6 protein-coding genes are annotated in these 6,033 nt (G+C 53.1%); 2 read left to right on the top strand and 4 right to left on the bottom strand.

Annotation, left to right across the window (positions count from 1 at the left end):
• Nucleotides 1–169: 169 nt before the first annotated feature.
• The 4 genes from hutU to VFS25_RS01775 all read right to left on the bottom strand — a co-directional run bounded on the left by hutU (nucleotide 170) and on the right by VFS25_RS01775 (nucleotide 4,639).
• Nucleotides 170–1,840: a urocanate hydratase gene (hutU, locus tag VFS25_RS01790; protein WP_326460398.1), complete on the bottom strand. Its 1,671-nt coding sequence runs from the start codon at nucleotides 1,838–1,840 to the stop codon at nucleotides 170–172.
• Entirely contained in the window at nucleotides 1,818–3,386 is a 1,569-nt protein-coding gene (gene hutH, locus VFS25_RS01785) for a histidine ammonia-lyase (RefSeq protein WP_326460397.1), read from the bottom strand. The genes hutU and hutH overlap by 23 nt, the downstream gene beginning before the upstream one ends.
• A 17-nt stretch (nucleotides 3,387–3,403) precedes the next feature.
• Nucleotides 3,404–3,904 (bottom strand): MarR family winged helix-turn-helix transcriptional regulator, encoded by a 501-nt coding sequence (locus VFS25_RS01780; RefSeq protein WP_326460396.1) that lies wholly within the window; start codon nucleotides 3,902–3,904, stop codon nucleotides 3,404–3,406.
• Between the two features lie 345 nt (nucleotides 3,905–4,249).
• Nucleotides 4,250–4,639, bottom strand: a complete 390-nt coding sequence (locus VFS25_RS01775; RefSeq protein ID WP_326460395.1) for an SET domain-containing protein — start codon at nucleotides 4,637–4,639, stop codon at nucleotides 4,250–4,252.
• A 143-nt stretch (nucleotides 4,640–4,782) separates the two neighbouring features.
• Between VFS25_RS01775 and VFS25_RS01770 the strand changes: the two genes are divergently transcribed.
• Both VFS25_RS01770 and VFS25_RS01765 read left to right on the top strand, forming a co-directional pair.
• Nucleotides 4,783–5,652, top strand: coding sequence for a bestrophin family protein (locus VFS25_RS01770; protein WP_326460394.1), 870 nt, complete (start codon nucleotides 4,783–4,785; stop codon nucleotides 5,650–5,652).
• A 61-nt stretch (nucleotides 5,653–5,713) separates the two neighbouring features.
• The coding region (locus VFS25_RS01765; protein WP_414647695.1) for a magnesium transporter MgtE N-terminal domain-containing protein at nucleotides 5,714–6,033 on the top strand (320 nt) is incomplete at its 3' end.

Here is a 6,033-nt window from a genome sequence, read left to right as displayed (position 1 = left end):
AATGGACCGATGATTAACATAAGAAAGCTTTTAGCGGTTAACTAAAAAACAGGAACCGGTAAAACAGCTGTAAAAAATTGTGCCGGCCCGAAGGCTGAGGCCACAGCCGCTTGTTAGCTCCTACATGATAACAGTTTATAAAAAACATTGTTAACGGTACAGCCATCTGCTAAAAGCCAATACCAAATTTCTGCTGCCACTCCTGCGCCTTTTCATAGCCCGCATCAGCATGGCGGAAAATGCCCAAAGCCGGATCGTTGAACAGCACGCGCCGCAGGCAGGTGGCTGCACGGTCGGTACCATCGGCCAGCACTACCATACCTGCATGCTGGGAGTAGCCCATACCTACGCCGCCGCCATGGTGGAACGATACCCAGGTGGCCCCGCCGGCCGTGTTGGCCATAAGGTTCAGCAAAGGCCAGTCCGACACGGCATCTGACCCGTCTTTCATGGCTTCTGTTTCCCGGTTGGGCGATGCTACGGAGCCGCAATCAAGATGGTCGCGCCCTATTACAATCGGCGCTTTTACCTTACCGCTGCGCACCAGCTCATTAAAAATGAGGCCCGCCTTTTCCCGCTCGCCCAGGCCCAGCCAGCAAATACGGGCGGGCAGTCCCTGGAAGGCAATTTTTTGCTGCGCCTGTTGCAGCCAGTTAATAAGGGCGTTATTTTCGGGAAAGGCTTCCATCAGCGCACGGTCGGTGGTATAAATATCTTCGGGGTCGCCGGACAGGGCTACCCAGCGGAAAGGGCCCTTACCTTCACAGAATAAAGGACGTATATACGCCGGCGTGAACCCCGGAAAATTAAAGGCATTGGGCTCCCCGCCTGCTTTGGCAAACTCGCGCAGGTTATTGCCGTAGTCAAAGGTAACGGCGCCTTTATCCTGCAGGGCCAGCATAAATCCTACATGCCGGGCCATACTTTTTAGTGCGCGCTGCTCATAGGCAGCGGCATCCCTGGCGCGCAGCGCTGCTGCTTCCGTTACAGAAAGCCCGTTGGGGATGTAACCGTTCAGCGGGTCGTGGGCAGATGTTTGATCGGTAAGTATATCAGGAATAATGTTATCGCGCAGCAGCTTTTCCAGCAGGTCGCCGGCATCGCTTACCAGCCCTATTGAAAGCGCCTGGCCTTTGGCCCGGGCTTCCTGCACCCATTGTATGGCTTCTTCGTAGGAGTGGGTCATACGGTCAATATAGCGGGTATCGAGCCGCTTCTGAATGCGCGCAGGGTCCACATCCGCACCCAGGAACACGGCGCCTGCCATGGTAGCGGCCAGCGGCTGTGCGCCGCCCATACCACCCAGGCCGGCTGTTACCAGCAACCTTCCCTGCAGGTTACCGTTAAAGTGCCGGCGCCCGCATTCCACAAAGGTTTCATAGGTGCCCTGCAAAATGCCCTGCGTGCCTATGTATATCCAGCTGCCGGCGGTCATTTGCCCGAACATCATTAACCCTTTCGCACGCAGCTCGTTAAAATGCTCCCAGGTAGCCCATTTGGGCACCAGGTTGCTGTTAGCCAGCAGCACCCGCGGGGCCTGCGTATGCGTGCGCACAATACCTACCGGCTTACCGGATTGTATGAGCAGCGAATGCTCCTCATCCAGCTCCAGCAGCAGCCGGATGATCTTTTGCAGCGCTTCCCTGTTGCGGGCTGCCTGGCCTATGCCGCCATATACCACCAATGCATCGGGGTTTTCCGCTACTTCCTGGTCAAGGTTATTGAGCAGCATGCGCAGGGGGGCTTCTGTTTGCCAACTTCTGGCATGCAGCCGGTTACCGCGGGGCGCCCTGTAATGCGGATGGGCCGCGTAGGTGTTAATAAAGTCCGAACTGATCATGATAAATACCGTTTAAAGACAGCTGGTGCTGCAGGGCAACGTTGTTGGCTACACGCACCAGTGATTGATTGGTGATGATGGTATGTAATGCCTGTATATCGTGGGCAAATACACGGTCTTTTTTAGCAAATGACACCTGCTCCCGTGTAAACCGGTGACAGGCTTCCAGTATGGGGCCTGAGCGCAGCGGACGGCGGAAGTCCACCGCCTGCGCGGCATACAGCAGCTCTATGGCCAGTATGTATTCCAGGTTGCCTATTACCTGGTGCAGCTTGCGCGCGCTGATAGAGCCCATAGATACATGATCTTCCTGCCCCAGCGATGTGGGCACACTATCTGCACTGGCCGGGAAGCACAGCGTTTTATTTTCCGTAACCAATGCCGCAGTGGTGTATTGCGGTATCATAAAACCGGAGTTCAGCCCCGCATCTTCTATCAGCAGCTTGGGCAGGCCATAGCGGCCTTCTATCATCATATAGCTGCGCCGGTCCGAAATATTGCCCAGCTCTGCCGCGGCTATGGTGGCGTAATCCAGCGGCAGGGCCATGGGCTGCCCGTGAAAATTGCCGCCGCTGATGGTATCTTCCGCGCTAAAAATAATGGGGTTATCCGTTACTGCGTTCAGCTCAATGGTAGTAAGCTCCAGCAGGTGCTTCCAGGCAGTACGGGAAGCGCCGTGCACCTGTGGCATGCAGCGCAGCGAGTAAGGGTCCTGCACCCGGCCGCAGTCTGCATGTGACGCCATGATCTCAGAGTGTTGCAGCATTACCTTTAAGCGGTGCGCCACCAGCTGGTTGCCGGGGAAAGGCCGCAGGTCGTGCAGGCGCGGGTCAAAAGGTTTGGCAGTGCCCATTAACCCTTCGAGCGACATAGCGCCGATAATATCTGCTGCTTCCAGCGCATTATACAAACGCTGCAGGGCTTTTACCGCAAAGGCCAGGATAAACTGGGTGCCGTTTATCAGCGCCAGCCCTTCTTTAGGGCCCAGCGCAATGGGCTGCAGCCCTTCCTGCTGCAGGGCTTCGGCCCCGCTAACCGTGCGGCCTTTATAGCGCACGGCTCCCAACCCTATAAGGGGCAGGAACAGGTGGGCCAGCGGCGCAAGATCGCCGGAGGCGCCCACGGAACCTTTTTCCGGCACCAGCGGGGTAATGCCCTGGTCTATATGCCATACTATACGTTCCAGCGTAGCAGGCGCAATGCCCGAGTAACCCTGCGCCAGCGCATGTACCTTAGTGATCAGCATCAGGCGCGCTATTTCGTCCGGTATGCTATCGCCCACGCCTACACTATGGCTTTGCAATATGTTATACTGCAGCGCACGGGTATCTGCTTCGGATATTTTGGTATCGCACAGGGGGCCAAAGCCGGTATTAATGCCGTACACAATGGAGTGCTGCGCTACAATGGTTTGTACATAATCATAGCTGGCCGTTACTTTTTCCATGATCTGGGGAGTAAGTATGGCCGGCAGCCGGCCCGCGGCTATATCCAGCGCGCGGCCCGCCGTCAGCTGATCAATACCGTATCTGAAAGCTTCGCTCATTTTGGTGTATGTTATAATTAGGTAGTGGCTTGCGTTTTTACCAGCACTGCGTTTATGCGTTCCGACAAGGGCGCCTGCTGCACCTGCTGCTCTACCTGTGCAATGGCTTCGAGCAGCTGCCGGCTTTGTTTATGGGCATCGGTAAGCTGCTCCATGGCGCCGGTAATGGCGGTCCAGATGGGTTGTACCTGCTGCAGCAGCGCCGTTCCTTTTTTAGTGAGCATTACCAGCTGCCGCCGCCCGTCATCCGGGCAGGGTGCTGTTTTTACCAGGCCTTTCTTCCGCAGGCTGGTCACCATCTGGCTTACGGCAGAATGGGATATTTCCAGCGTGTCTGCAATATCAATCAATGGTATGGGCTGTTGCCGGGAGAGTACATAAAATACCGGGAACCAGCTGGCGTCAAAAGGAATGCCGGCCTGTTCGTACACCTTATTCACCTCTGCCAGGAAGTACTCGCTGAGCCGCCGTAAGCGGCTGCCGAAAACCAGGAAACCAAGAGATGAATAAAAAGACATGATATACAGTTATTAGCGTTAGTAACGGGGCCATATTGCGCGGCGGCTTTAATGCTGCAATACCCTGCACCGGGGCTGACTAAACAGCAATAACCAACTGCTTATTACAGCCACAGGCTGCACTGTGCAGCAGCTCCGGGGCACTGTCAAAAATCAATCGTTTGCTACAAAGCGCTTAAGCCCTAACGTGAAATTATATAAGTACTTATATATTTACGCACAAATTTAGGGAAATTATCTTTCCGCCAAAAAAACGGTATAAGTATAATTCCCCTTATAAGTTTTGCTGCTGTTTTACCTTTCGCGCAATACCTGCGGCGTTGGTACAGGCCGGCTACGGCTCCATCAGCTCCGCTTCACATCAAACCATACGGGAGATGTATCGGTTACCTCCCCGTTGTAGTTAATGCTAAGCTCTTCCCCTTTCTTGATTTCCCGGCGGGTGATGATGCTCATGGTTTCTGCATCAAAATCCATCTCGTACTCACAGTTGGGGTCGTAAGAGTGATTATAGATAGAGCAAAAGCCCAGTGCCACACAGGAGCGGGTTTCCCGTACTCCCCAAAGGAAAATGTAGTTGTGCAGCTTGGTCTTGTCTACCTTTTCCGTATCATCATAGGATAATACGATCACAGGCGATACCTCAATCCTGGTACCGGCGGGTATTCTTTCTTTGGTAAAAACACCCCGGCCCTTTCTTTTTGTTTTCTCAATGTATAAATACGGCTTGATCATAGCGCTCGCTCTGTATGTCTTGTATAAATTAAGAAGCGTAAAGTAAAGGTAAAGCAACAAGTTATCAAAATCAGGCGTAAAAATTTTAGGTTTGCGGCCGGAAATGGATATTTTGCCGGGCATTAACCCTGTAAACCTGTATAATGATAAACTACAACCCGAAAGAGTGGTTCACTTTCATCTTCCGCCTGCACAAGGCTGATACCGTGCGGAAGCTGGCTCCCATGTTCCTTGGTCTGAGCATTTATACCGCGCTGATAGCTGTGCTGGAGCTGGAAATATGGAACCTGGCGCGGTTCCCGGAGGTAAAGCAGCTTGCTATTATACACACCCTGCTTGGGTTTGTAATATCCCTGCTGCTGGTGTTCCGTACCAATACGGCGTATGACCGATGGTGGGAAGGCCGCAAGCTATGGGGCGCCCTGGTAAACAACAGCCGTAACCTGGCGCTGAAGCTGCAAGCCATATTACCGGCAGAAGATACGGCCAACCGCACCTATTTCCGGCAAATGATACCCAACTTTGCCTTTTGTATGAAAAACCATTTACGCGGCAGCTTTATTGAAGCAGAGTTGGAGCCTGTACCCGGCTTTACACCGCAGCCCGCACAGCATGTACCTAACCAGGTGGCTGCGCATATGGCGGCGCGCATACACCACCTGTACCGGCAGCAGCAGCTGAGCGGCGAGCAGCTGATTACCATTAACCAGGAGTTGCAGTCGTTTACCGACATCTGCGGCGCCTGTGAACGGATAAGGAATACGCCTATCCCTTTCTCTTACAGCGTGTTCCTTAAAAAGTTCATCTTCTTTTACGTGATGACCCTTCCTGTTGGTTATGTGTTCAGCGTAGGGTATCTTATTATACCTATGGTAGTGTTTATTTTTTACGTGCTGGCAAGTATGGAGCTGATTGCGGAAGAAATTGAAGAACCATTTGGCAGGGATGCCAACGATTTGCCTACGGACACTATCAGCGAAAATATACGCAGACACGTAGCAGAGCTGATATAAAGCCATTGGCGAGTACTAACCACTTTTTTTTATTTATTTTCGTTCAGAGAGTTGACGGTCTATGGAAAATGAAGCTTTACTGGAAAAATTCAGCATGCTGGCAGATGAGCGCAATCACCAGGAACTACGTATATACCTGGATGATCAGCTCATTACAGATATAGCAGAGCTCATTTATGAGCATCCTGAACAGGCCGATGTGATTTTCAGTAACCTGTCCATAACCCGTGCCGCCGCCGCTTTCAGAATACTGGACTTTCCCCTGCAGGAAGAGGTGATCCGCAACCTGCCGGCCGCCAGGGTAGCCGAGCTGCTGAACGAACTGCCGGTGGATGACCGCGCCGCCTTTATGGGCGAGCTGGGAGAGCTGCACAGCGAAGC

It is taken from the genome of Chitinophaga sp. (genome assembly GCF_035761305.1).
Classification (GTDB): Bacteria; Bacteroidota; Bacteroidia; order Chitinophagales; family Chitinophagaceae; genus Chitinophaga.
This window is presented reverse-complemented; position numbering and strand designations above follow the sequence as displayed.

Excerpts from the sequence above, each read along its gene's own strand:
- hutU (WP_326460398.1), bottom strand. The coding sequence starts at position 1,840 with ATGATCAGTTCGGACTTTATTAACACCTACGCGGCCCATCCGCATTAC.
- hutH (WP_326460397.1), bottom strand. The coding sequence starts at position 3,386 with ATGAGCGAAGCTTTCAGATACGGTATTGATCAGCTGACGGCGGGCCGC.
- VFS25_RS01780 (WP_326460396.1), bottom strand. The coding sequence starts at position 3,904 with ATGTCTTTTTATTCATCTCTTGGTTTCCTGGTTTTCGGCAGCCGCTTA.
- VFS25_RS01775 (WP_326460395.1), bottom strand. The coding sequence starts at position 4,639 with ATGATCAAGCCGTATTTATACATTGAGAAAACAAAAAGAAAGGGCCGG.
- VFS25_RS01770 (WP_326460394.1), top strand. The coding sequence starts at position 4,783 with ATGATAAACTACAACCCGAAAGAGTGGTTCACTTTCATCTTCCGCCTG.